We start from the raw sequence: 23,785 nt of genomic DNA, 5'->3' as shown, positions 1-23,785 counted from the left end.
ATCTTAGGGACGTTTCCATTTAATCACATATTTTTCACTAATATCGACCAATTTCATACCCAAAAGGCTGATAATCGACACCAGAATAATAATGGCAAACATGGTATCATACTGAAACAGTTTCTTGGACTGAATCATATAAACACCAAGACCTTCAAAACCTCCTAGCCACTCGGACACCACGGTTGTGATAAAGGCGTAGGAGACACTGACCCTCAGACCTGCATAAAAGTAAGGCAGGCTAACCGGTATTTTAAAATGCCACAGGATTTGCCAAGGCTTGGCTCGCATCAGACTAAACAAGGTCAGCATATCCTTGTCACAATGCCTAAAACCATCCAAAATGCTGACGATGATAGGGAAGGTTGTCGTCAGGATAATCAAGACAATCTTGGGTAAAATTCCATAGCCTAGCCACAAAACCAGGATAGGAGCTATAGCAATGGTCGGAATGGTCTGAACAACCACCATCATAGGGTAGATAAGATCATTGAGCCAAGTCAGACTGTCCATAAGCACAGCCATGATACAGGCAATCAAGACTCCTAAGACTAGTCCGAGTAAAGCCACTCTCAAGGTCGCCCAGCTATGGTGCCAGAGAAATTCTCTGTCACGAACAAAGGCCTGGAGAATTTCAAAAGGGGTTGGCAGGATAAACTTGGGTAAAAGTTTGAATATTCCCGCTAACTGCCAGATTGACAAGACTCCTAGAAAACCAAATAGACTAATGTGACGTCTCAGTATACTTTTCAAGTTTCTCATCAATACTTAAAATTTCTCCTACATTTATTTTGACATTGGCAAAGACATTATCTGCCTCCTGCCCTGCCACTTCTAGTGCGTCTTTGAGAATACGCATGAGCTCATCCAACTCCCCTTCCAATACCGTTTCAAATGGTGTCACTACCACGGTCACGGACTGAGCTTGCAGATAAGTAATAACCTGATCGATAATAGCAATTCGATCAACCCCCTGCGATAGGGGCAAGACTTGCAAGGCAATGCTTGCTTTCATAAAAACCTCCTTTTCTCAGGTTTCCTTTTGACAAAAAGAAAACCCCTTCCATATATGGAAAAGGTGCAGAATTCGGCTAAGTATCGTTCCCTACGCTGGCATTACCCAGATCAGGTGCGGTCGAAGTTTAACACTTCCTCTCAGACTGTACACAGACTCCCATATCTTATATGGACATATAGTAACGCAAATACAAGGAAAAGTCAAGGAAACTGCTTACAGAAAACTATGAAAAAGAGTTTGAAGGCACGCCCTTCAAACTCTTTCATAACTTTCTTATTTAGCCTCGTACCAAGTTGCTCCTTCATTCTCATCAGCAATGAGTGGAACACTGAGTTGGATGGCTTCTTCCATGGTTTGTTTCACTAGAGCTTTGACAGCTGCTAGTTCTGATTTCGGAACTTCAAGGACGATTTCATCATGCACTTGTAACAGCATCTTGGTCTGATAACCGCCCGCTACTAAAGCCTTGTCTAGCTGAATCATAGCAATCTTGAGAATATCTGCTGCCGAACCCTGAATAGGAGAGTTGATGGCCGTCCGCTCTGCAAAACCACGAATGTTGAAGTTGCGCGAATTAATATCTGGCAACTCACGACGACGCTTGAAGAGAGTCTCTACATAACCCTTATCACGCGCCTCACGCACCACCTCATCCATGTAGTTTTTAATACCTGGGAAGCGTTCAAAGTAAGTGTCAATGTAGGCTTTTGCTTCCTTACGGCTGATGCCCAGATTATTAGACAAGCCAAAGTCTGAAATCCCGTAAACCACTCCAAAGTTAACCGCCTTGGCATTACGACGGTCGTTTGGAGTCACATCCTCAGGGCGTTCAATTCCAAAGACCCGCATGGCCGTCGAGGTATGGATATCTGCTCCCTCTTGAAAGGCCTTAATTAAGTGCTCATCTTTAGAGATATGTGCCAAGACGCGCAATTCAATCTGTGAATAGTCCGAGCTGAGCAGCACGCTATCCTCCCACTCAGGCACAAAAGCCTTACGAATGAGACGGCCTTGTTCCAAACGAACAGGAATATTTTGCAAGTTTGGATCTACACTAGACAGACGCCCAGTCTGAGTCAAATCCTGCACATAGCGCGTGTGGATCTTGCCATCATCCAAGATCCAGTCTTGCAAACCAATCACATAGGTAGATTGGATCTTAGCAATCTGACGGTAGTCGAGGATTTTTTTAACAATCGGAGCAATAGGAGCTAGTCGCTCAAGCACATCCACGGCTGTCGAGTAACCTGTCTTGGTTTTCTTGGTGTATTCTAGAGGAAGACCAAGCTTTTCAAAGAGAAGGACGCCTAACTGCTTAGGCGAGTTGATATTAAACTCCTCACCAGCCAGTTCGTAAATCTTTTGAGTGAGTTGCTCAATGACGACCTCATTTTCAGCCTGCATCTCAAGCAAGGTTTCTTTTTTGACCTTGATCCCAGCGATTTCCATCTTGGCAAGGACAAAAGCCAGAGGCTGCTCCATGTCATAGAGAAGGTCTAACTGTCCATGTTCACTGAGTTTTTCAAGTAAAACCGGCTCCGTCTCAACCAATACAGCAACCTTGCGAGCCAAATGCTCCAAGAATTTCTCTCTCTCAGGGATAGCTTTCTTGACCCCCTTACCGTAGAAAGTCTCATCATCGACTAGGTAAGTTTGACTATAGAGACTAGCAATAGTTGAAATTTCATTATTCTCGACAGTAGAGAGTAAGTATTTTGCCAAGCGACTGTCAAAAGCAGGTGCCTGGAGGTTCAAACCCAAGCGATTTAAAAGAACCTTCGCTTTCTTAAAGTCATACACTTTCAGAGGTGTTTTTTCTAAAAATTCCTTGAAAATCGGCTCCTGCAAGAGCTCAAGTTTGTCTGTAGCGTAAAGTTTATCCCCACAAGACCAGGCAAAACCAACCAAATCATCCGTATGGTAATTTTCACCAAAGAGTTCAAAGTGGAAGATGGAGTCTGCGCTCAGCATGTCTTGACTGACGTGGTCAACGATAGTGAAATCCAAACTTTCAGGCGCATCCTTCGACGAAATATTTAGAGCTTGTTTGAGCTGTTTGAAGCCCATCTCATCGTAGAATTTCCCAAGATTTTCCACATCTGGGCCATTATAGACCAAATCATCAAGGCCAATCTCAATCGGTGCCTGAGTCTCAATGGTCGCTAGTGTTTTAGATAAAAAGGCTTGTTCCTTATCATTGATGAGATTTTCCTTCATCTTAGAAGCCTTCATCCCATCAATATTTTCATAAATACCCTCAAGCGAACCATGCTCCAGCAAGAGCTTGATACCCGTCTTTTCACCGATTTTCGTGACACCAGGGATATTATCAGACTTATCCCCCATGAGGGCCTTAAGATCAATGAACTGAGCTGGCGTGAGGCCCATCTTTTCCATGAGATAGTCCGGCGTAAAGGCCTCAAACTCAGCCACACCTTTTTTGGAAATCTCGACCACCGTATGCTCGTCCGTCAACTGGATCAAATCCTTATCTCCACTGACGATAGTCACATCAAAAGAATCCTTCTCAGCCAAACGGCCTAGAGTTCCGATGATATCATCCGCTTCATACTGAGCCAACTCATAATGGCGAATCCCAAGGTGGTCTAACAACTCACGAATGAAGGGAAATTGCTCACGAAACTCATCTGGAGTTTTAGCACGGCCACCCTTGTAGTCTGCATACATCTCTGTTCGGAAAGTCGTCTTGCCTGCATCAAAGGCTACCAAAACATGGCTGGGCTCAACCCGCTCTAAGACATGATTCAACATGAGTTGAAAGCCATAGATTGCATTGGTATGAAGGCCATTAGCATTTTTAAAACGATCTAACTGCTGATAGAGCGCAAAAAAAGCTCGAAAAGCAACAGAAGATCCATCAATTAATAATAATTTTTTCTTGTCCATACACCCATTATAAAGGAAAGCAAGGAAAAATACCATCGGAAAGAGCTGAAAAACTTGGACTTATCCCTATTTCACCATAAAAAAAGAAAAGGACCATTCAAATCCTTTTCTTTTATTGATTTCATGCGATTTATTTATTCAATTTTCTCTTTGCAAATGGTAGCAAACCAAGAAGGAGACCAATAAATCCTAGCGATGCAACTGCTGAAGCATCTTGGCTTCCTGTATTTGGAAGGAGTTGCTCATCTGTTGCTGCAGGCGCTTTGTAGGTACGATCTTGTTCAGTTCCAAGAGTAGGGTTTGTAGCCAAAGGAGCTACACTGCCAGTGTATTCTGGAACTTCATTTACTGCAGGTTCAATCTTTTCAGCATAGGCTGGAATAGTAGTCACTGCCGGAGCACCACTTTCTGCATAAACTGGAACATTTGCTACGGTTGGGGCACCGCTTTCTGCATAAGGCAGAGTGTTGTTTACTACTGGTATACCACTTTCTCCGTAAGCTGGAACATTTGCTACGGCTGGGGCGCCACTTTCTGCATAAGGCAGAGTGTTGTTTACTATTGGTGTACCGCTTTCTCCGTAAGCTGGAACATTCGCTACGGCTGGAGCGCCACTTTCTGCATAAGGCAGAGCATTGTTTACTATTGGGGCACCGCTTTCTCCGTAAGCTGGAACGTTCGCTACGACTGGAGCGCCACTTTCTGCATAGGCTGGGAGTTCATTTACAGCAGCTTCTACCGCGTTTGCACCTTTGTTGTATTCTGGCAACTCTGCAGTTGCAGCTTCTACTGCGTTCACCCCACCTTTAAAGTCTTCAATTTCAAGAACAGCCGACATGACACTGCTTAGAGTCTTAATAGCATCCTCATAGTCTGCTAAAGCTTGTTGCAAGTCTTTGACTTGACTATTCTTGTCACCAGAAACTTGTAAACTTGATAATTGCGCTTTAATCTTAGCAACTTGCTCTTCTAATTTACTTAGCTCAAGTTTTTTCGCATTACTATTTTCTTCCGCTGCTTCCTTGTCGGCTGCAGCGAGTTTAGCTTGGTCTTGACTTGAGAAATCTTCTTGGCTCTTCACTTCGGCCGGTGTCACCTGATCGCTGTCTTCTGCCAAGAAATCATCTAACAAATCTGACGCTTCGATATCGCCATCTTCGATAGCTTTCAAGATAGCTTCCTTACCAATCACTTCCTTAGCTGCCTTAATCGCTGCTTCCTTATCAGTGATAGTAGCATCCTTGTTGATGTCATCGATAGTTGATTTTTCGATTTTTTCTAGGGTAGCGATTAAATCTGAGCGAACTTTGGCTGCTTCTTCCGCTGCTTCCTTGTCGGCTGCAGCGAGCTTAGCTTGGTCTTGGATTGAAAGTTGAGATTGAGTTTTTGCTTCGGCCGGTGTCACCTGATCACTGTCTTCTGCTAAGAAATCTGCCAACAAGTCAGACGCTTCAATGTCACCTTCTTCGATAGCTTTCAAGATAGCATCCTTGCCAATCACTTCTTTAGCTGCCTTAATCGCTGCTTCCTTATCAGTGATAGTAGCATCCTTGTTGATGTCGTTGATGGTTGATTTTTCGATACCTTCAAGAGTTGAAAGCAATTCTGTTCGAACTTTTGCTGCTTCTTCCGCAGCTTCCTTATCTGCTGCAGCCAGTTTAGCTTGGTCTTGACTTGAAAGTTGAGATTGAGTTTTTGCTTCAGCCGGTGTCACCTGATCACTGTCTTCTGCTAAGAAATCATCTAGCAAGTCGGACGCTTCGATATCTCCATCTTCGATAGCTTTCAGGATAGCATCTTTGCCAATCACTTCTTTAGCTGCCTTAATCGCTGCTTCCTTATCAGTGATAGTAGCATCTTTGTTGATGTCGTCGATGGTTGATTTTTCAATTTTTTCTAGGGTAGCGATTAAATCTGAGCGAACTTTGGCTACTTCTTCCGCTGCTTCCTTGTCCGCTGCAGCGAGTTTAGCTTGGTCTTGGCTTGAGAAATCTTCTTGGCTCATCGCTTCGGCCGGTGTCACCTGATCGCTGTCTTCTGCCAAGAAATCATCTAACAAGTCAGATGCTTCAATATCTCCATCTTCGATAGCTTTCAAGATGCCGTCCTTGCCAATCACTTCTTTAGCCGCCTTAATCGCTGCTTCCTTATCAGTGATAGTGGCATCCTTGTTGATGTCATCTATGGTTGATTTTTCAATTTTTTCTAGGGTAGCGATTAAATCTGAGCGAACTTTGGCTGCTTCTTCCGCTGCTTCCTTGTCCGCTGCAGCGAGTTTAGCTTGGTCTTGGCTTGAGAAATCTTCTTGGCTCATCGCTTCGGCCGGTGTTACCTGGTCACTGTCTTCTGCTAAGAAATCATCTAACAAGTCTGAGGCATCAATGTCGCCTTCTTCGATAGCTTTCAAGATGCCGTCCTTGCCAATCACTTCTTTAGCCGCCTTGATCGCTGCTTCCTTATCAGTGATAGTGGCATCCTTGTTGATGTCATCTATGGTTGATTTTTCAATTTTTTCTAAGGTAGCGATTAGATCTGAGCGAACTTTGGCTGCATCAACCTGAGCCTCTTTATCAGCTTCATCTAACTTAGCTTGGTCTTCATCTGTAAATTCTGATACAGGTTTAGCTACTGTTTTATGCTCGCTTGTATCTGCTGGCCAGTCTACAATAACATCACCAATCTCCAAATCCTCATCTGCGATAGCCTTCAAAAGATTTTCTTTACCAATCTCTTCTTTGGCTTCTTTGATAGCCGCTTCTTTATCGATGATTGAAGCGTCTTTTTTAATATCTTCAATTACAGCATTTTCAAGAGATTCTAGGGCTTGAACCAGAGCATCCGTCGCTTGAGAAACTTGTTCTTTGGCATCTTTTTCAGCTTGGTCTAGTAGGGTTTTCTCCTCAGTAGATAATTTTTTATTAGTTTGAACTTCAGGACCTGTTACCACAGCCTTATCTTCTGCACCTTCTGGCAATTCAGCGATGATATTATCTAAGCTGAGCTCTCCAGACTCAAGAGTATCTGAAATATACATCTTACCGATATATTCCTTCACAGCTTCAGCTGCATCCTCTTTGTCCTCAATTGCTTCCTTATCCTTAATATCACTAATAGCCTGTTCCTCAAGTTCATCCAAAGCCTTCATCAACTCTTCTTTGGTCATCTTAGCTGGATTTGTCGCACCAGGATTAGCTGGACTAGCGTTTTCTGATCCCTTTTCAGTTTGAGCATCGCTCTCCACTTCTGTTCCAGCTTGTGGTTGTGCAGGAGCAACCGCCTGCTCTTCTGCTTTCCCTTCATCTGCCTTAACTACTGAAGGCTGTGAAACGAGTACACTAGCACCCAATACAGCTGCACTTGCTAAACTTGTTAAAATAACTTTCTTCTTGTCCATTAGACAAAGCCCCTTTTATAGTTTTTAATGTTATTATATTATACTATTTAAAGAACGTCAACTAATTCGATATCCATTTTAAAATTTTATGAACAAGAAGAAAGCTTGTATGATGTTTAAGAAACACTTCCTATCCTTACCCCATCACTGTCTAGTCTGTAGCCATCAATAATCGCATTAACAGCTAAGGCTCCCGAAGCATCGACATAGTAATGTTTACCCGAGACTTGGAACCATTGACTAGCTTTCATCCGGCCAGATTCCTCTAAGTAATACCAAGTTCCCTTGTCTTTAAGCCAGCCCGTCTGCATCTCACCCGAAGCCTTTAGATAATACCAGTGAGAGCCATCCTTAATCCAGCCAGTTGACATGGCCCCATTTTCTTTTAAATGATACCAATTGCTGTTAACTTTTTTCCATCCTGTTGCTAGCTTACCATTCTCTTGGTAATACCAACTCCCTCCTTCTTTTTTCCACCCATTCTCTGTATTGCTTAACTTTTCATACTTCACATATCTTCTAGAACCGCTATAAGACAAATAACCGAGCCACTTATAACCGTCCTTTTCAAGAACTTGATCATAACTCACACTCTCACCAGCATAATAGTAGTCAATAACCTGTCCTGTGCTTGATGGTTGGTCCATAATAGGCGATTTCCCCGTGAATACTATTGTCCCACTAGACGGAAGCTCTGAGCTACGAGCATTCTCACCCGCACTATGGCTAGTAGATAAATCCTTGAAATGAATAAAACCTGTCATCGAACTAGCCTTGACTTTTCGACGGTTATACTTTTCTCGAACCCCATAGTTATACTCTTCGATTTCAATCGTATCCCCTGATACATTTGATACCCAGGCCACGTGCCCATAATATCCTTCTGTCGACCAAGCAATAGCCCCAACTTCTGGCTTAGTATCCACACGGTAGCCTTCTCGCCTTGCACGATGTCCCCATTCATTCGCATTTCCGTAGGCAGGAGGAATCTCAAAGCCATTTACACTACTCAAACGAAAGGCCGCAAAAGAGGTACACTGGCGAGAATACATCCGCCACTGATCGATTTCAACACTACCATTTTTGTAGTGAAGCGGATAGTCATCTCCACGCGCTACACTATCGGCCTGAACCGATTCTCCACCAAACAAAAAGGTACTTGTAACAAACAAAGTAGCCAGCCCTAAACCCAACTGAGTATATCTACTCTTCTTAACTCCTGATTTAAAAAACGTCATTCATTCTCCTTAATAATATAAATTTCCGAGGTTCCCCTCGTTTATACTATTCGGGAGAAAAAGAAAAAAGTGAGCAAAGCTCACTTCATTTTAGGATTCTTAGTCTAGATAGCGAATCAAGTTCTTTTCTGTCAAGATATCTGAGTAGGTGAAGGATTCAACATAGACATTGGCTTGTTTGTCTCCTTCAACATCCCCAAATTCAACGATAAATAGAGATGGATAAACCTCAATTAGCTTACCCAATCTATTTTTTTGGCGCTTACGGCCATTCTCCAAAGTCATTTCAACGACTTGTCCCTCATGTGCCTTGATCTCTTCTTTGATTTTTTTCATCTTGGCTACATCTGTAAATGCATCTGACATTTTATGCCTCCCTCTTTGAGATACTTGAAAATTTATTGTATTCTTTTTGGAAAATCAATTCCACCGTTCCACGAGCTCCACTACGATTTTTCTCAATGATAACCTCAACCTTGTTATTTGGAATTCCTTCCTCTTCTTCACCCGCACGATCGTAGTAGTCGTCACGGTATAGAAAGGCTACAATATCCGCATCCTGCTCGATAGAACCCGATTCACGAATATCAGACAAGACTGGTCTCTTATCTTGACGCTGTTCCACTCCACGAGATAGCTGACTAAGAGCAATGACTGGAACCTTTAATTCCTTGGCTAGAATTTTCAACTGACGAGAAATTTCAGAGACTTCTTGTTGGCGGTTCTCACGACCAGTACCTGTGATAAGCTGTAGGTAGTCGATCAAAATCAAGCCTAGATTGCCTGTTTCTTGAGCCAGTTTACGTGAGCGAGAGCGAATTTCCGTGATCCGAATCCCTGGCGTATCATCGATATAGATACTCGCGTTGGCTAGATTCCCTTGAGCAATGGTATATTTTTGCCACTCCTCATCAGTCAATTGACCAGTACGGATAGAATGAGACTCCACCAAACCTTCTGCTGCCAGCATACGGTCTACTAGACTTTCCGCACCCATTTCCAGCGAAAAGATAGCAACCGTCTTGTCCAACTTAGTCCCGATGTTCTGAGCAATGTTCAAAGCAAAGGCCGTCTTACCAACTGCTGGTCGCGCCGCTAGGATAATTAACTCCTCCTCATGAAGACCTGTCGTCATATGGTCCAAATCACGGTAGCCCGTTGCAATACCTGTGATATCCGTTGTTTGTTGTGACCGAACTTCTAGGTTCCCAAAGTTGATATTTAGAATATCACGGATGTTCTTGAACCCACTACGATTAGCGTTTTCACTAACATCAATGAGTCCCTTTTCAGCCTGAGCGATGATTTCATCTGCAGGCTTAGAAGCCTCATAAGCTTGGTTGACAGACTCTGTCAACTTGGAAATCAAGCGACGTAGCATAGCCTTTTCGGCAACAATTTTAGCATAATACTCCGCATTGGCTGAAGTTGGTACAGAGTTGACAATTTCAACAAGGTAAGACAAGCCACCAATATTTTGGAGATCCCCTTGACTATCCAAAATCGTCCGAACTGTCGTCGCATCAATTGCTTCCCCACGATCCGACAAATCTACCATCGCTTGGAAAATCAACCGATGAGCATACTTAAAGAAGTCACGAGAATCAATGTATTCTCGGACAAAAACGAGCTTACTCTCATCTATAAAAATAGCCCCCAGAACAGATTGTTCTGCTAAAATATCCTGAGGTTGAACTCGCAGTTCCTCTACTTCTGCCATCCGACTTTCCTTCCTTTTACAATCTTGTCAAGAAGTTGTAAACTTAACCTTCTTTTACACGAAGATTGATGACACTTGTAACATCTTGATAGATCTTCACTGGTACATCAATCAAACCTACTGCTCGAATTGGTGCTTGCACTTGAATATTGCGTTTGTCAATCTTAATACCAAACTGCTTTTGCAATTCTTCTGCAATTTTCTTGTTAGTGATGGAGCCAAATGTACGGCCATCTGGTCCAACCTTCTCAACAAACTCTACAACTGTTTCTTCTGCTTCAAGCTTAGCCTTGATGGCTTTTGCTTCAGCAATCATTTCAGCATGAGCCTTTTCTTCTGATTTTTGTTTTCCACGCAACTCACCCACTGCTTGAGCAGTTGCTTCCTTGGCCAAATTCTTTTTAATCAGGAAGTTTTGAGCGTAGCCAGTTGGTACTTCCTTGATTTCGCCTTTCTTCCCTTTTCCTTTAACATCTGCTAAAAAGATTACTTTCATTCTTCTTTCTCCTTTTCCTTTAGTTCTTCCAAGATTAGTTGAGTCAATTTTTCTCCTGCTTCCGACAAACTCATATCCTCGATTTGCGCAGCTGCTAGATTAAAGTGACCACCGCCACCCAGCTCTTCCATAATGCGTTGCACATTGATTTTACTACGACTTCGAGCCGAGATAGAGATAAATCCTTGTGTATTTTTTGCCAGAACGAAACTAGCCTCAATACCTGACATAGCCAACATAGCATCAGCAGCCTTACTGATAACAACTGTGTCATAAGTCCTTGAGTCCTTAGCTTGGGCAATCAAGATATCTGAACCTAACTTACGACCTTGTAAAATGAGTTCATTTACCTCACGGTACTCTTCAAAATCTGTCGCAGCAATCTCCTGGATAGCAATACTGTCACTTCCCCGTGTTCTCAGATAGCTAGCCACATCAAAGGTTCGGCTCGTCACGCGAGATGTGAAATTCTTGGTATCCAGCATCATACCAGCCATCAAAACACTGGCCTGCATACGACTCAAACGATTTTTCTTAGAATTTTGGAACTGAATCAATTCTGTGACCAACTCACTGGCACTACTTGCCCCACTTTCAATATAGGTGATGACTGCATTCTCAGGGAAATCCTGATCACGTCGATGATGGTCAATGACAATGGTTTGCGTGAATAGATCATAAAAACCTTTGGACAAGGTCAAAGCTGTCTTCGAATGATCTACTAGAATCAACAAAGAGCGCTTTGTAACTAGCCTCATCGCATCAGACAGAGGCAAGAGCTTGGTGACACCCTCTTTTTCCAAGAAGTTGATAGCCCGCTCGATATCTGGCGACATTTGATCTGCATCGTAGACTGCATAACTGTCTTCTGTAATATTGCTCGCAAACAACTGCATACCGACAGCTGAGCCTAAAGCATCCATATCTAGATTCTTGTGACCAACTACAAAGACTTGATCTACACTTCGAATTTTATCTGAAATAGCTGTCATCATGGCTCTAGTACGTGTTCTTGTTCTCTTAACAGAGGCTGCGGAACCACCACCAAAATAGACTGGGTTCTTGGTTTCATCATTTTCCTTGACAACTACCTGATCACCACCACGAACCTCGGCTAAGTTCAAGTTTAGGAGAGCAACTTTTCCTATCTCATCATGATTTCCATCACCATAAGAAAATCCCATACTTAAAGTCAAGGGCAATTGTCTCTGTTTCGACTCTTCGCGGAAAACATCAATGACAGAGAACTTATCATTCATCAATTCCTCAAGCACGGTATAATCAGTAAATAGATAAAACCGATCCATCCCCACTCGCCGAGAAAACATGGCATACTTCTCCGCAAACTCCGATACAAAATTGGCCACAAAACTATTGATATGACTGATATCCGAATCCGAAGTTGCATCTTCTAGATCATCGTAGTTATCGACTGAGATGACCCCAATCACTGGTCGACTCGTTACCAATTCAACAGTTGCTTCATATTCCCCTGAAACGTCAAAGAAATACAGGACACCCGAAGCCTTGTCCATATGAACGGCATAGCGTGTTTCCCCCAAGGTAGCGTAAGAACCTGGGTTCCCCACCGAAGCTTTGATGATGGTTTGAATCAATTCAACATCAATTTCGCCTTCTTCAGTAGTCAAAATCAACTCAGCATAAGGATTAAACCATTCCACTTCGCCAGTAGATAGGTCTAATTTCAGAACACCAACCGGCATTTGTTCGAGCAGCGTGTTTAAACTATCTTCGGCTTGGTGATTTACATATTGGATTTGTTCAATTTCGCTCTTTTCATACTGTTTTTTTTGCCATACAAACAAAAGCAGATAAAGAAGTACAAATAAAAACAAAACAGTGATTGTTACAGCAAGATTATGTGAAAAAATAATCAGCAAAGTTAAGATTCCGAAAGTTGCAATTCCTAGCAAGACTGCAGAAAACGGGATTAAATTATTTTTTTTCATTCTAAACCTCTTGCGCATTATTATATCACAAAAACCCTTAAAAAGCGACCTTTTAAAAGATGCAAGCCCTTCATTTCTCTAACCTCAGACACAAAAAGAGGAGGGAATCATCACCCTCCTACCCACGTGTTCAGATCACTAACACCTAACGTTCAACGATGAGGGCTGTTCCCATCCCTCCTCCGATACAGAGAGTAGCTAAACCAGTTTTAGCATCACGTTTCATCATCTCATGTACCAGAGTCACTAGGATACGGCAACCTGAAGCCCCAATTGGGTGACCAAGAGCAATCGCACCACCATTGACATTGACAATATCTGTGTTAAAGCCAAGTGTTTTCCCAACCGCACAAGCCTGAGCAGCAAAGGCTTCATTTGACTCGATCAAGTCAAGATCATCAACTGTCAAATTACCTTTTTCAAGAGCTTTACGGGTCGCATAAATCGGTCCACAACCCATCATCTTAGGATCCAAACCTGCATTTGCATACGAACGAATGTGGGCAATCACTGAAAGTCCCAATTCTTCAGCTTTTTCAGCGCTCATGACCAAGACAGCCGCTGCTCCGTCATTGATACCTGAAGCATTTCCCGCTGTGACAGAACCGTCTTTTTTGAAAACAGGACCTAGCTTAGATAAACTCTCTAAGCTAGCATCTTTTCTAGGATATTCATCTATATCAAAAACGATAGGATCGCCTTTGCGTTGAGGAATGACAACTGGAATAATCTCTTCTTTAAAGCGTCCAGATTCTATAGCTGCAACTGCTCGTTTTTGTGACTTTAAAGCAAGAGCATCTTGCTCTTCTCGACTGACATCATATTCTTCGGCCACATTCTCAGCTGTAATCCCCATATGGTATTCGTTAAAGGCATCAGACAAACCGTCCTTAATCATGGTATCTACCACTTTTGAATCGCCCATACGGCCACCCCAACGGAAGCTTGGCAAAACGTATGGAGCCTGACTCATGTTTTCTGCACCACCAGCTACGATAATATCTGCATCGCCACATCGAATCGCTTGAGCAGCCAACTGCACTGCCTTCAAACCGGAACCACAAACCTTATTGATGGTAAAGGCTGGTGTAGATTCCGGAAGTCCCGCATGAATGCTCATTTGGCGAGCTACATTTTGCCCTAAACCAGCGCCTAGGACATTCCCCATAATCACTTCGTCTACCAGCTCTGGTTTGACATTGGCTTTTTCCAAAGCACTTTTAATAACCAAAGCTCCCAAATCAACAGCTGAAACATTCTTCAAGCTTCCTCCAAAGGAGCCTATTGGAGTTCGCACTGCCGAAACAATCACCACATCTTTCATAACCGCCTCCATCTATATCTCTTATAATGATGCAATACAAAAGTGGTTTACACTGGTGTAAACCACTTTAAAAATTCTATTTTATGATTCTTTTACTTCGAGCAAACCAACTTCACCATCTTCACGGCGATACAAAACATTGGTTGTTTGATCTTCTACATCTACATAGATGAAGAAATCATGCCCCAACAAATCCATTTGAAGAAGCGCTTCTTCTAAATCCATTGGTTTTAAATCAATTTGTTTTGAACGAACTACCTTTGGTTGCACAACATTTTCATCTTCAACTAGAGCATCTGTAAAGAGTTGGCTTGTCGCAACTTTATTTTTATTTTTACGTTCGATTTTTGTTTTATTTTTACGAATCTGACGTTCAATTTTATCAGTTACTAGATCGATAGAGCCATACATATCTTGAGAAATATCTTCTGCACGGAGAGTAATAGATCCAAGTGGAATCGTTACTTCAACTTTTGCTGTTTTTTCACGGTAAACTTTCAAGTTCACACGTGCATCCAACTCCTGCTCAGGTTGGAAATACTTTTCGATCTTTTCGAGTTTAGAAACTACATAATCACGAATTGCTTCTGTTACTTCTAGGTTTTCACCACGGATACTATATTTAATCATATAAGTACCTTCTTTCTAAACATTTTTGTTTTTCTAACTATATTATAACGCTTTCATTTTCATTTTGCAAATTTTTTCCTCATCTTACAAGGGAAAAAGTTTTAACTTCCAAAGCACCTGCTTCTTCCAAAAGTCGTTTCACACGATTCACAGTTGCCCCTGTTGTATAGATATCATCAATCAGCAAAATCTTCTTGGGAAGTGAGATTCCATCTTTAATAAAAAATGGAATTTCAGTAGCCAATCTTTCCAAACGGCTTTTAGAAGAACTAGCGCTCTCTTCTCTTTTTCCTAATATATCTTTAAAAGAAAAGCCTGCTGCCTCAACTAAACCCTCGACTTGGTTGAACCCCCTCTCAAGCAATCTTCCAGGACTTAGGGGAATTACAACAAATTGATAACCTTTATACTTTTTCAGCTCCTCAGCAAGAACAGAAGCAAAAACTTTTCTAAGCAAAAAATCGCCATCAAACTTATAGCGACTGAAAAAGTCTTTCATAGCTTGATTATAGGTAAAGATTGCCTTATGATCAACTTTAATCCCATCTTTACACCAAGATTTACAATCTTGACACTTAGTTGACATGCCTGTTTTCATACAGTTTGGGCAATAATTCTCACCAATCTTCTCAAAACTAGAAGCACAAGCTGAACAAAGATAACTGCAGTCATCCTTCAAAAGGAAGAGACTGCTAAAAGTCAGCTCACTCTTTGTAGTCTGGCCACATAGTAAACAGTTCATAATCCCGCCTCCTTGTTCATCTGCTTGATTTCATTGATTGCCTTCTTGATGGAAGCATTTAATCCATCATGAAAGAAGAGCAACTCACCAGTTGGTCTGTCCATACTACGTCCAACTCGACCACCAATCTGAATCAAGCTAGACTTGGTAAAGAGTCGATGATTAGCTTCTACTACGAAAACATCCACACAAGGGAAGGTGACTCCGCGTTCCAATATTGTCGTACTGATCAGTATTGTTAGTTCTCCATCTCGAAAAGCTTGCACTTGCTCTAATCGGTCTTCTGTGATAGAAGATACAAAACCGATATTCTCATCTGGGAAATGCACCTGTAGTATTTCTTTTAGTTTTTCGCCTTTCTTAATCTCTGATGCAAAAATCAGTAAGGGATAACCTGTTCTTCTCTGTTTCTCAATATAAGTCTTTAACTTGGTTGACAATTGATTTTTCTCTAAACAGCGATTAAAATCCGATAACCAGACTGGTTTAGGAATAATCAAAGGATTTCCATGAAACCGTCTCGGCAAGCTTAATCTTTTTAATTCCCCTGTGCGAACCTTCCTATCTAACTCATCTGTAGAAGTTGCCGTAAGGAATATCCTCAATCCATCCTCCTTTACACTATTCTTTACAGCATAGTAAAGCATAGTGTTGTCAACATAAGGAAAGGCATCTACCTCATCCACTATCAACAAATCAAAAGCATGATAAAATTTTAATAACTGATGAGTTGTTGCAACTACTAGGGGAGTTCGAAAATAGGGCTCTGATTCGCCATGAAGTAGTGCTATATCGCAAGCAAAGTCATTCTGCAGTCGCTTATACAGTTCCAAACACACATCAATTCGAGGACTGGCCAAACAAACTGCACCACCATCATCAATCACTTTAGCTACAACTTGATAGATCATCTCTGTCTTTCCAGCTCCTGTCACAGCATGAACTAAAGTCGGTTCTTTCTTTTCGACTGCTCGAATCAACCCCTCTGATAACTTTTCCTGAAAAGGGGTTAACTGACCACGCCATTTGAGAACATCTTGCTTTGGAAAATCTTCCTGCGAAAAATAGTATAAGTCTTGATCACTCCTGACTCGCTTCATCAGCAAACACTCCCTACAATAGTAGGCACCAATAGGCAAATGCCATTCTTCTAGAATACTACTATTACAACGTTGACAAAACAGTTTCCCTTTCTCTTTTCTCATTGCTGGAAGTTTCTCAGCCATCTGACATTCTTCTTTTGTTAATTCTTTCTCAGTAAACAAGCGACCGAGGTAATTTGGATTTACTTTCATACTTCTTTATTCGTAAAAATCTAGCACTTTAGGTAATTTTTTAGTACAATTAAATCATGGAATTTAGAACAATTAAAGAGGATGGGCAGGTCCAAGAAGAAATCAAAAAATCACGCTTTATCTGTTATGCCAAGCGTGTCTATAGTGAAGAAGAAGCTCGTGACTTTATCACTGCTATCAAAAAAGAACACTACAAAGCCACCCATAACTGCTCTGCTTTTATTATTGGGGAACGCAGTGAGATCAAGCGTACGAGTGATGATGGGGAACCTAGTGGTACTGCTGGAGTCCCTATGCTGGGTGTCTTAGAAAATCATAATTTAACCAATCTCTGTGTGGTAGTGACACGCTACTTTGGTGGCATCAAACTAGGTGCTGGCGGTTTGATTCGTGCTTATGCAGGTAGTGTGGCCTTGGCTGTCAAAGAAATTGGCATTATTGAAATCAAAGAACAGGCTGGTATAGCCATTCAGATGTCTTACGCTCAGTATCAAGAATATGGCAATTTCCTTAAAGAGCATCATCTCATGGAGCTGGATACAAACTTTACAGATCAAATTGCTACAATGATCTATGTTGATAAGGAAGAGAAAGAAAAGATCAAAGCTGCTCTTGTTGAGTTCTTTAATGGAAAGGTTACTTTAACAGATCAAGGTTTACGAGAAGTTGAAGTCCCTGTAAACCTAGTGTAAACGAAGGAGAAATTATGGCTTTTGGGAAATTTATTCAAGGACTTGCTGGAAACTTTAGCGAGGAGAACAAAGAGACTCTTATTAAAGAATATGGACAATATCTACTAGAGAATGAAGAAATTCAAAGTGGATATAAACTTATTCGCGATTCAATTATCTTTACAAATATCCGTATTATTTTTACAGATAAGCAAGGAGCCACTGGTCGCAAGGTGTCTGTTAAGTCACTCTTTTTGATGAACATTGTAAACGTTGAAATGGAAACTGCTGGAGCAGGTATAGATGATAGTGAGATTACAATCACTTACTTAGAAAATGTCTTTCTAAAAGCACATAATGAGCATCTGAGTTTCCATAAATTTGAATTCCCTAAAAAAACGGACATCCTCCCTCTTTACACCTATTTATTAGAATTGGCTTATCACAATCGATTAAAAATTAATGGCTTAGACCTTTGATATAAAAAAATCCTATCACTTTGATAGAATTTCTATATTTTACAAATAGCCTTAAGCGCGTTATACTAGTATCATCTTATACAAAGAGGTATATCTATGGCTATTTATAACAATATCACTGAACTAATCGGACAAACACCGATTGTTAAACTTAACAACATTGTTCCAGAGGGTGCTGCAGACGTCTATGTTAAACTAGAAGCTTTTAACCCTGGATCGTCAGTAAAAGACCGCATTGCCCTTAGCATGATTGAAAAAGCGGAACAAGATGGTATTCTAAAACCGGGTGCTACCATTGTTGAAGCAACGAGTGGAAACACTGGTATCGGTCTTTCATGGGTCGGTGCTGCTAAAGGATATAAAGTTGTTATCGTCATGCCTGAAACGATGAGTGTGGAACGACGCAAGATTATCCAAGCCTATGGTGCTGAACTCGTCCTCACTCCTGGTAGCGAAGGAATGAAAGGGGCCATTGCTAAAGCTCAGGAAATCGCTGCTGAACGTGACGGCTTCCTTCCACTCCAATTTAATAATCCAGCTAATCCAGAAGTACACGAAAGAACAACAGGAGCTGAAATACTGGCTGCTTTCGGTTCTGATGGTTTAGATGCTTTTGTGGGTGGTGTTGGCACCGGTGGAACGATCTCAGGTGTTTCTCACGCTCTTAAAGCAGCAAATCCAAACATTCAAGTTTATGCGGTTGAGGCAGACGAGTCAGCTATCTTGTCTGGTGAAAAACCAGGACCTCACAAAATTCAAGGCATCTCAGCTGGATTTATTCCTGAAACACTTGATACAAAAGCCTATGATGGTATCGTCCGCGTAACATCAGATGATGCTCTAGCGCTTGGCCGTGAAATTGGTGGAAAAGAAGGCTTCCTTGTTGGGATTTCTTCAGCTGCAGCGATTTACGGGGCAATTGAGGTTGCCAAGAAATTAGGTACAGGTAAGAAAGTCCTTGCTTTAGCACCAGATAACGGCGAACGTTATTTGTCTACAGCACTCTATGAATTTGAAGTGTAGCCTCCTAAATACACTTAGCCCTTTTAAAGGGCTTTTTGTTTACTCATATAGAGCCTACTCTCTAGACCAAAAGAAAAAGGAAGCAATTTGCTTCCTTTTCTATTAGTTATTCAAGGCTGCTGCCATTGTAGCTGCAACTTCTGCTTCAAAGTCGTTTGCAGCTTTCTCGATACCTTCACCAACTTCAAAGCGAGCGAACTCAACTACTGAAGCATTTACTGATTCAAGGTAAGCTTCAACTGTCTTGCTGTCATCCATGATGTATACTTGTGCAAGAAGTGTGTATGCTTGGTCAACTTTAGTGTTGTCAAGCATGAAGCGATCCATTTTACCTGGGATGATTTTGTCCCAGATTTTTTCTGGTTTGCCTTCTGCAGCCAACTCAGCTTTGATATCAGCTTCAGCTTGAGCAATCACTTCATCAGACAATTGTGCTTTTGATCCATACTTCAAGTGTGGAAGAGCTGGTTTACCAACCATTGCACGGCTTTCGTTATCTTGATCGATTACGTGGTTCAATTGTGCCAACTCATCTTTAACGAATTGCTCATCCAATTCTTTGTAAGAAAGAACTGTTGGTTTCATCGCAGCAATGTGCATTGAGATTTGTTTAGCAAGCGCTTCGTCTCCACCTTCAATAACTGAGATAACACCGATACGACCACCATTGTGTTGGTATGCTCCAAAGTGTTGTGCATCTGTTTTTTCAAGCAAAGCAAAACGACGGAATGAGATTTTTTCACCGATTGTAGCTGTTGCAGATACATATGCAGCTTCAAGAGTTTCACCTGAAGGCATTGTCAAAGCAAGAGCTACTTCGTTGTTCGCTGGTTTACCTTCAGCGATTACTTTAGCTGTTGCGTTTACCAAGTCAACGAATTGAGCGTTTTTCGCAACGAAGTCAGTTTCAGCATTTACTTCAACTACTGCTGCAACGTTACCGTTAACAAATACACCAGTCAAACCTTCTGCAGCAACACGGTCAGCTTTCTTAGCTGCTTTCGCCATACCTTTTTCGCGAAGCAATTCGATCGCTTTTTCGATATCACCGTCTGTTTCTACAAGCGCTTTTTTAGCGTCCATAACACCAGCACCAGATTTTTCACGCAACTCTTTTACAAGTTTAGCTGTAATTTCTGCCATTTTGATTCTCCTATATTTTTTAAAAATAGGAGAGCTGGGCTAGGCCCCGCCCTCCTAGGTAATTACTATTTATATGAATTAAGCGTTGTCGCCTTCTACAACTTCAACGATTTCTTCGATTGAGTCAGCTTGAGCTTCTGAAGCTGCAAATTCAGCTTCAACTGCTACTGCATCTTCACCTTGACGTCCTTCGATGATAGCGTCAGCTAATTTAGCTGTGATCAATTTAACAGCTCGGATAGCGTCATCGTTAGCTGGGATGATTACATCGATATCGTCTGGATCAGTGTTTGTGTCAACCATCGCTACAACTGGGATACCCAATTTTTTAGCTTCTTTAACAGCGATTTGTTCTTTATGTGGGTCAACTACGTACATTACATCAGGGATACGAGGCATGTCTTCGATACCACCCAAGAATTTTTCAAGACGTGCACGTTGTTTGTTAAGAAGTGCAACTTCTTTCTTAGGAAGAACGTCGAAGATTCCTTCTTCTTCCATACGTTTGATTTCTTTCAAACGAGCAATACGTTTTTGGATAGTTCCCCAGTTAGTAAGAGTTCCACCCAACCAACGGTGGTTGATGTAGTATTGACCTGAACGTTCTGCTTCTTCTTTAACAGCGTCAGCAGCTTGTTTTTTAGTACCAACAAACAATACAACTGCATCGTTAGCTGCCGCATCACGCATAAAGTCGTATGCTTGGTCAGCGTATTTTACAGTTTGTTGCAAGTCGATAACGTGGATTCCGTTACGCTCAGTGAAGATGTACTTAGCCATCTTAGGGTTCCAGCGACGAGTTTGGTGACCAAAGTGTACACCAGCCTCAAGAAGTTGTTTCATTGAAATTACTGCCATGAGTATTTCTCCTTTTTGTTTTTTTCCTCTCCTCGACTTCAACTTGCAAAACGACCCGAGGGCAACAGTTTCACAATTCATCAAGAATGAGTATTATCGTTTACACGACAAGTTTTATTTTACCACATCATAGCCATATTTTCAAGTAGTTTTAATGGATTTCGGCCTTGCTTTCGATAAAAAATAATAAAAGAGACTCAATCGAGTCTCTTCGTTTCATTCATTAGTTTGGATAGATATAAGTAACGTAACCTTCAGAAGTTGTAGTTGGGTTGAACCATCCACGTTTGTTACCGATTGTACGATCTCCACCATAGTTTGATTCTGATACTTGAATGCTAGTTGATGATGAAACTGCTGTAACAACCGCTACGTGTCCATATCCACCGTCATTCCAACATGCAATCGCACCAACTTGTGGAGTTGATCCTGTACGGAATCCTGCAGCTGCTGCACTTGTAGCCCACTGCGCTCCGTTACCCCAGTAATCTCCAGCCCAAGGTGCTAATGTTTTAGCTCCCCAAGTACATTCACCAGTTGGATAACTTGAAGCATTTGTACTGTATGTTGGACGCTGTCTTGTTGGAGTTGGAGCAGGTGCTGGAGTGTAGCTTGAATCATCATCTGATGAAGAGCTTGAAGTCGCTTGCACTTGATCTGAAAGTGTTGTATTTCCAGAAGCAACAACTGATTGTTGTTGACTTGTTTGACGTGCTTTATAAGCTGCTTCTGCTTCAGCTGCTGCTTTTGCTTCGGCCTCTGCTGCAGCTTTTTGTTCCAACAAAGTTGCTTTATCGCTTTCTGCAGTAGCTTTCTCTGCAGCAAGGTTTAACTCAGCAACTTTCAACTCTGCTTGTTTTGTTGTCAATGCTTGTGCATCGTCAGCAAGCGTTTGTTGGTTCGCAATGACAGTGTTGATTGCTTCATTATTTGCAACCTGTTTTTCAGCGATAGATTTCTTATCAGCTTTCTGTTGTTCCAACATTTTGTTGTTAGCTGATACAATCTCGCTCATTGCTGCAACACGTGAAATAGCTTCTGTAATTGATTTTGAGTTTACAATTGTATTGATATAGCTAGTTGCAGCACCGTTTGTTTGTGCGCTACGTGCTTGTTTTTCCAAAGATTCATTACGAGCAACAATGTTCTTAGAGAGCTCTGTAATTTCTCCTTCAAGTTTTTTAGATTCAGCTTGTAGAGTTTCATTCTCAGCTTCCAAGTTCGTTTGTTGAGTTTGGATAGCTGTAACTTGCGTTTGGATTTCATCTACTTGTTTTTGAGCTTCTTTTTGTTGAGATGTCAAATTACTAATCTTACTATCTTGAGCAGCAATCTTTTCATCAGTTGTTTCAGCGTGGACAGTTGTCAATACTGCCGCTTGAGACACTAATACTGTACTTAATAAAAGTGACGCTAAGATTTTTTTCTTCATATTGTGTAGATACTCCTTCTATTTAAGACATTACTAGTATACCAAAAAAAGACATAATAAATATTACGCCTTTGTTACATTTTTATTTCTTTCTTATAGATAACATTTTTCAAAAATATATTGGAAAATAAGCATCCATAAAAAGTTTAAAATCATTGATGGGACAAGGCTGTAGACAATAAAAACTGGCATCGATTCTACTGTCAATCCCATAGCAAGAGCAAGGAGATAGCTCCCCATATCAAATAGGAAACTCATCACAACTATTGTTAACATTCTTGTCCAACGGTTTAGCAAAATTACACTATTAAATTTATGGAGCGAAGCTCCTATCAAGATAAATAGAAGTGTTGCAATTCCTATCAAGTGGAAAAAATAGATATCGTACACCAAACCCGCTATACAGCAATAAGCTAGATAGAGATATTCTGAAACCTCAATTGTCTCAAACAAGAGAAATAAAAACAGAAAATGACTTGCTAAATGAAAGTGAGGGAAGAAGGATCCCGCTAATTGTCCAATATGTGCATCAATTAGTACGACAAAAGGGAGTAAAAAGAAAATACCAATTTGTTTTAACAGTCTCATTGCTAATTCCCCACTAACTCTACCACATGAAGATTTTTGGTGTCAGCACTTAACTTGACTGTTACTTCCTTTGTTAGATAATCACTGCTGTGTGTTGTAGCAACAACCTCTCCAACAGGGATATCCTTAACATTAAAGTTTCCGAGCCCCCCTGTAGTCACCTTGTCTCCCGCGCTAATGTCGCTGTTGCTGTTTAATTGGCTAATTTTAAGCAGTTCAGATTCCTTATCATAACCAACGATAATCCCGTAAATTTCAGTAGAACCATGCAGGATTTTAACAGAAATTTTGTCTGAATTTTCGGTGTTTGTCAATAGATTGACCGTTGTTGAATGATCCTCCACCTTTGAAACACTACCAATCAAACCCCCGTTTGCAATGGCCAACATATTTTCAGAAGCTCCTTTTGAACTTCCCGCATCAATTGTTAACTCTTGCTTCCAAGATACTGGAGCTCGCATAATCACATCTGCTGCAATGGTTTTTGTAGCCTGCAATTTTGACTTCATATCCAGCAACTGACGTAATTGTTCATTTTCATTTTTTAAACTTTCTGATTGATTAGACTCCACCTCTAGTTGATAGAGCTGTTTCTTTAGACTCTCATTTTCATTGTAAGTCTGCGTCAAATGTCCCAAATCTGATTTGAAAGTATCAAACCACTGAAAGGGTTTTTGAACAATTCTATCTACTAAGGAAATCCCATCTCCTAGTTTCGTCACAATAGCGCTTGAATAGGTTGTCACTAATAGAACAGAAACTGCCAAAACTGTGACAAAAACGATGATTAGATATTTTGATTTTTTAAAACGGTTCATATTCCTACCTTTATACTAAAAACCTGCTACTGTGAGCTT

General features: G+C 41.2%; 21 protein-coding genes. 3 read left to right on the top strand and 18 right to left on the bottom strand.

Features of this window, described 5'->3' with window-relative positions; translation table 11 throughout:
* Positions 1-3: 3 nt before the first annotated feature.
* The 13 genes from B7720_RS02785 to B7720_RS02725 all read right to left on the bottom strand — a co-directional run bounded on the left by B7720_RS02785 (position 4) and on the right by B7720_RS02725 (position 16,734).
* Positions 4-762 carry an ABC transporter permease gene (locus B7720_RS02785; RefSeq protein ID WP_162281762.1) on the bottom strand — a complete coding sequence of 253 codons (759 nt, stop codon included), beginning with the start codon at positions 760-762 and terminating at the stop codon, positions 4-6.
* Positions 725-1,015, bottom strand: coding sequence for a thiamine-binding protein (locus tag B7720_RS02780; RefSeq protein WP_000647689.1), 291 nt, complete (start codon positions 1,013-1,015; stop codon positions 725-727). The genes B7720_RS02785 and B7720_RS02780 overlap by 38 nt, the downstream gene beginning before the upstream one ends.
* 276 nt (positions 1,016-1,291) lie before the next feature.
* Complete coding sequence (gene polA / locus B7720_RS02775) at positions 1,292-3,925, bottom strand: DNA polymerase I (RefSeq protein ID WP_084856407.1); 2,634 nt, start codon at positions 3,923-3,925, stop codon at positions 1,292-1,294.
* A 130-nt stretch (positions 3,926-4,055) separates the two neighbouring features.
* Positions 4,056-7,319, bottom strand: coding sequence for an SIALI-17 repeat-containing surface protein (locus tag B7720_RS02770; RefSeq protein WP_084856405.1), 3,264 nt, complete (start codon positions 7,317-7,319; stop codon positions 4,056-4,058).
* Between the two features lie 116 nt (positions 7,320-7,435).
* On the bottom strand, positions 7,436-8,557 hold the full coding sequence (locus B7720_RS02765) for an SH3 domain-containing protein (RefSeq protein WP_084856403.1): 1,122 nt from the start codon (positions 8,555-8,557) through the stop codon (positions 7,436-7,438).
* Positions 8,558-8,656: 99 nt separating this feature from the next.
* A complete protein-coding gene (locus B7720_RS02760; protein WP_001278165.1) occupies positions 8,657-8,923 on the bottom strand; it encodes a Veg family protein in 267 nt (88 codons plus the stop codon).
* Between the two features lies 1 nt (position 8,924).
* The gene (gene dnaB, locus B7720_RS02755; RefSeq protein ID WP_000852476.1) at positions 8,925-10,277 is read right to left on the bottom strand and encodes a replicative DNA helicase; all 1,353 of its coding nucleotides are present in this window, start codon (positions 10,275-10,277) and stop codon (positions 8,925-8,927) included.
* A 43-nt stretch (positions 10,278-10,320) separates the two neighbouring features.
* Entirely contained in the window at positions 10,321-10,773 is a 453-nt protein-coding gene (rplI, locus tag B7720_RS02750) for a 50S ribosomal protein L9 (RefSeq protein WP_000864211.1), read from the bottom strand.
* Complete coding sequence (locus tag B7720_RS02745) at positions 10,770-12,743, bottom strand: DHH family phosphoesterase (RefSeq protein ID WP_084856401.1); 1,974 nt, start codon at positions 12,741-12,743, stop codon at positions 10,770-10,772. The genes rplI and B7720_RS02745 overlap by 4 nt, the downstream gene beginning before the upstream one ends.
* Positions 12,744-12,888: 145 nt before the next feature.
* Positions 12,889-14,067 (bottom strand): acetyl-CoA C-acetyltransferase, encoded by a 1,179-nt coding sequence (locus B7720_RS02740; RefSeq protein WP_084856726.1) that lies wholly within the window; start codon positions 14,065-14,067, stop codon positions 12,889-12,891.
* A gap of 81 nt (positions 14,068-14,148) precedes the next feature.
* Positions 14,149-14,697 carry a ribosome hibernation-promoting factor, HPF/YfiA family gene (gene hpf / locus B7720_RS02735; RefSeq protein WP_084856399.1) on the bottom strand — a complete coding sequence of 183 codons (549 nt, stop codon included), beginning with the start codon at positions 14,695-14,697 and terminating at the stop codon, positions 14,149-14,151.
* Between the two features lie 79 nt (positions 14,698-14,776).
* Positions 14,777-15,439: a ComF family protein gene (locus tag B7720_RS02730; RefSeq protein WP_084856397.1), complete on the bottom strand. Its 663-nt coding sequence runs from the start codon at positions 15,437-15,439 to the stop codon at positions 14,777-14,779.
* Positions 15,436-16,734: an ATP-dependent helicase ComFA gene (locus tag B7720_RS02725; protein ID WP_084856395.1), complete on the bottom strand. Its 1,299-nt coding sequence runs from the start codon at positions 16,732-16,734 to the stop codon at positions 15,436-15,438. The genes B7720_RS02730 and B7720_RS02725 overlap by 4 nt, the downstream gene beginning before the upstream one ends.
* 56 nt (positions 16,735-16,790) lie before the next feature.
* On the opposite strand from B7720_RS02725, the gene B7720_RS02720 reads away from it, so the two are divergent.
* The 3 genes from B7720_RS02720 (at position 16,791) to cysK (ending at position 18,907) form a co-directional block, all read left to right on the top strand.
* Complete coding sequence (locus B7720_RS02720) at positions 16,791-17,426, top strand: YigZ family protein (protein ID WP_000395765.1); 636 nt, start codon at positions 16,791-16,793, stop codon at positions 17,424-17,426.
* Positions 17,427-17,440: 14 nt separating this feature from the next.
* Positions 17,441-17,884, top strand: coding sequence for a PH domain-containing protein (locus tag B7720_RS02715; RefSeq protein ID WP_000863903.1), 444 nt, complete (start codon positions 17,441-17,443; stop codon positions 17,882-17,884).
* A 96-nt stretch (positions 17,885-17,980) separates the two neighbouring features.
* The gene (gene cysK, locus B7720_RS02710) at positions 17,981-18,907 is read left to right on the top strand and encodes a cysteine synthase A (RefSeq protein WP_061421561.1); all 927 of its coding nucleotides are present in this window, start codon (positions 17,981-17,983) and stop codon (positions 18,905-18,907) included.
* A gap of 102 nt (positions 18,908-19,009) precedes the next feature.
* Here cysK and tsf read toward each other — a convergent pair whose 3' ends face one another.
* From tsf to mreC, 5 genes are all read right to left on the bottom strand, one after another.
* The gene (gene tsf / locus B7720_RS02705) at positions 19,010-20,050 is read right to left on the bottom strand and encodes a translation elongation factor Ts (RefSeq protein ID WP_084856394.1); all 1,041 of its coding nucleotides are present in this window, start codon (positions 20,048-20,050) and stop codon (positions 19,010-19,012) included.
* Between the two features lie 78 nt (positions 20,051-20,128).
* Positions 20,129-20,908 carry a 30S ribosomal protein S2 gene (gene rpsB, locus B7720_RS02700; protein ID WP_061421562.1) on the bottom strand — a complete coding sequence of 260 codons (780 nt, stop codon included), beginning with the start codon at positions 20,906-20,908 and terminating at the stop codon, positions 20,129-20,131.
* Positions 20,909-21,131: 223 nt separating this feature from the next.
* Positions 21,132-22,340, bottom strand: a complete 1,209-nt coding sequence (gene pcsB / locus B7720_RS02695) for a peptidoglycan hydrolase PcsB (RefSeq protein ID WP_000726991.1) — start codon at positions 22,338-22,340, stop codon at positions 21,132-21,134.
* A 93-nt stretch (positions 22,341-22,433) separates the two neighbouring features.
* Positions 22,434-22,928: a rod shape-determining protein MreD gene (mreD, locus tag B7720_RS02690; RefSeq protein WP_084856392.1), complete on the bottom strand. Its 495-nt coding sequence runs from the start codon at positions 22,926-22,928 to the stop codon at positions 22,434-22,436.
* Positions 22,929-22,930: 2 nt separating this feature from the next.
* Positions 22,931-23,746, bottom strand: a complete 816-nt coding sequence (mreC, locus tag B7720_RS02685; RefSeq protein ID WP_001078971.1) for a rod shape-determining protein MreC — start codon at positions 23,744-23,746, stop codon at positions 22,931-22,933.
* Positions 23,747-23,785: the final 39 nt, after the last annotated feature.

Origin of the sequence: Streptococcus oralis subsp. oralis (assembly GCF_002096455.1) — a bacterium.
In the GTDB taxonomy this organism is placed as follows: Bacteria; Bacillota; Bacilli; order Lactobacillales; family Streptococcaceae; genus Streptococcus; species Streptococcus oralis_CY.
The sequence above is the reverse complement of the archived record's forward strand: the minus strand, read 5'-3'. Positions and strand labels throughout refer to the sequence as shown.

Bases quoted from the DNA above. Each gene is read 5' to 3' on its own strand.
- rplI (WP_000864211.1), bottom strand. From the start codon at position 10,773: ATGAAAGTAATCTTTTTAGCAGATGTTAAAGGAAAAGGGAAGAAAGGC.
- tsf (WP_084856394.1), bottom strand. From the start codon at position 20,050: ATGGCAGAAATTACAGCTAAACTTGTAAAAGAGTTGCGTGAAAAATCT.
- B7720_RS02770 (WP_084856405.1), bottom strand. From the start codon at position 7,319: ATGGACAAGAAGAAAGTTATTTTAACAAGTTTAGCAAGTGCAGCTGTA.
- mreD (WP_084856392.1), bottom strand. From the start codon at position 22,928: ATGAGACTGTTAAAACAAATTGGTATTTTCTTTTTACTCCCTTTTGTC.
- hpf (WP_084856399.1), bottom strand. From the start codon at position 14,697: ATGATTAAATATAGTATCCGTGGTGAAAACCTAGAAGTAACAGAAGCA.
- dnaB (WP_000852476.1), bottom strand. From the start codon at position 10,277: ATGGCAGAAGTAGAGGAACTGCGAGTTCAACCTCAGGATATTTTAGCA.
- B7720_RS02725 (WP_084856395.1), bottom strand. From the start codon at position 16,734: ATGAAAGTAAATCCAAATTACCTCGGTCGCTTGTTTACTGAGAAAGAA.
- rpsB (WP_061421562.1), bottom strand. From the start codon at position 20,908: ATGGCAGTAATTTCAATGAAACAACTTCTTGAGGCTGGTGTACACTTT.
- cysK (WP_061421561.1), top strand. From the start codon at position 17,981: ATGGCTATTTATAACAATATCACTGAACTAATCGGACAAACACCGATT.
- B7720_RS02720 (WP_000395765.1), top strand. From the start codon at position 16,791: ATGGAATTTAGAACAATTAAAGAGGATGGGCAGGTCCAAGAAGAAATC.
- B7720_RS02760 (WP_001278165.1), bottom strand. From the start codon at position 8,923: ATGTCAGATGCATTTACAGATGTAGCCAAGATGAAAAAAATCAAAGAA.
- B7720_RS02785 (WP_162281762.1), bottom strand. From the start codon at position 762: ATGAGAAACTTGAAAAGTATACTGAGACGTCACATTAGTCTATTTGGT.
- polA (WP_084856407.1), bottom strand. From the start codon at position 3,925: ATGGACAAGAAAAAATTATTATTAATTGATGGATCTTCTGTTGCTTTT.
- B7720_RS02715 (WP_000863903.1), top strand. From the start codon at position 17,441: ATGGCTTTTGGGAAATTTATTCAAGGACTTGCTGGAAACTTTAGCGAG.
- B7720_RS02765 (WP_084856403.1), bottom strand. From the start codon at position 8,557: ATGACGTTTTTTAAATCAGGAGTTAAGAAGAGTAGATATACTCAGTTG.
- B7720_RS02740 (WP_084856726.1), bottom strand. From the start codon at position 14,067: ATGAAAGATGTGGTGATTGTTTCGGCAGTGCGAACTCCAATAGGCTCC.
- B7720_RS02780 (WP_000647689.1), bottom strand. From the start codon at position 1,015: ATGAAAGCAAGCATTGCCTTGCAAGTCTTGCCCCTATCGCAGGGGGTT.
- B7720_RS02745 (WP_084856401.1), bottom strand. From the start codon at position 12,743: ATGAAAAAAAATAATTTAATCCCGTTTTCTGCAGTCTTGCTAGGAATT.
- mreC (WP_001078971.1), bottom strand. From the start codon at position 23,746: ATGAACCGTTTTAAAAAATCAAAATATCTAATCATCGTTTTTGTCACA.
- pcsB (WP_000726991.1), bottom strand. From the start codon at position 22,340: ATGAAGAAAAAAATCTTAGCGTCACTTTTATTAAGTACAGTATTAGTG.
- B7720_RS02730 (WP_084856397.1), bottom strand. From the start codon at position 15,439: ATGAACTGTTTACTATGTGGCCAGACTACAAAGAGTGAGCTGACTTTT.